This is a genomic window from Streptomyces alkaliphilus, from assembly GCF_014141535.1.
In the GTDB taxonomy this organism is placed as follows: domain Bacteria; phylum Actinomycetota; class Actinomycetes; order Streptomycetales; family Streptomycetaceae; genus Streptomyces; species Streptomyces alkaliphilus.
Genome location: NZ_VKHT01001323.1, coordinates 1 through 1,104 on the forward strand (window position 1 = coordinate 1; position 1,104 = coordinate 1,104).

General features: G+C 72.4%; 1 protein-coding gene. It reads right to left on the minus strand.

The features are described 5' to 3' along the window. Nucleotides 1-242: 242 nt before the first annotated feature. Nucleotides 243-971 (minus strand): DUF4191 domain-containing protein, encoded by a 729-nt coding sequence (locus FNQ90_RS24255; protein ID WP_182608302.1) that lies wholly within the window; start codon nt 969-971, stop codon nt 243-245. Nucleotides 972-1,104 lie beyond the last annotated feature (133 nt).

Here is a 1,104-nt window from a genome sequence, read left to right on the forward strand (position 1 = left end):
GGAACGCCCCCGCGCGCCCGCGGGCGGGGGCGTTCCCGTCTTCGCGGCCGGGAACATTCCCGATGGACGCGCGAACGCGAACGCCCCGGGTCCCGGCCGATGGCGTACGGCCGGGACCCGGGGCGTTCGCGCGTCGACGCGCCCCCGTCCCACCGCGCCGGTGGTCGTGTCGACCCCGGCGGGGCCCGGCCCGGCCGGGGGAGCGGGACCGGGAGAGAACCCGGGAGCGGGGGGAAACAGGGTCAGCGACCCCGCGGCATCTGGCCCTTCGGCAGCTTCAACCCCTTGGGCATCGGCCCCTTCGGCACCGGCATGTTGCTGAGCAGGTCACCCATCGCGCGCAGACGGTCGTTGACCTCGGTGACCCGTCCGCCCGCCAGGACACGCGGGAACTTCAGAATGGTGGAGCGCAGCTTGCGCAGCGGCACCTGTCCCTCGGCGTCCCCGACGATCACGTCGTGCACCGGTACGTCCGAGACCACCCGGGCCATCTTGCGCTTCTCGGCGGCCAACAGGGTCCGCAGCCGATTCGGGTTGCCCTCGGCGACCAGGACGATGCCGCACTTGCCGACCGCGCGGTGCACGATGTCCTGTTGCCGGTTCATCGCCACCGCGGGAGTGAAGGAGACACCGCGCTTCATGTTCTCCAGCACGGCCGCGGCGGCCCCGGGACGCCCCTCCATCTGCGAGAAGGCCGCCCGTTCGGCGCGACGACCGAAGACGATCGCGGTGGCCAGCAGCGCGATGAGGACACCGAACAGACCCAGGTAGATCGGGCGGCCGATCAGGAGACCGATGGCGAGCAGGACGCCGAACGTTCCGAGGCCGACCGCGGACAGGATCCACCCGATCCTGCGGTCGACCCGCTTGGCCATCTTGTAGGTCAGGCCGATCTGCTTCAGCCGTCCCGGGTTCTCCGTGTTCTCCGTGGTCCCGGGGGTCGCGGAGTCCGCCTTCTTCTTCCTCGCCATGTCGGCAAGTCTACGGGCAGGGGAACGGGGGCGGACCCCGGGGAGCCATCGGTTCGGCCCACTCGTCCGGGGCCCGCGACGCACCGACCCCGCGCCGGATCCCGGCGTACGGGGATCCGGCACGGGGCGGGCG

Coding starts and splice junctions, on each gene's coding strand:
- FNQ90_RS24255 (WP_182608302.1), bottom strand. CDS start 971: ATGGCGAGGAAGAAGAAGGCGGACTCCGCGACCCCCGGGACCACGGAG.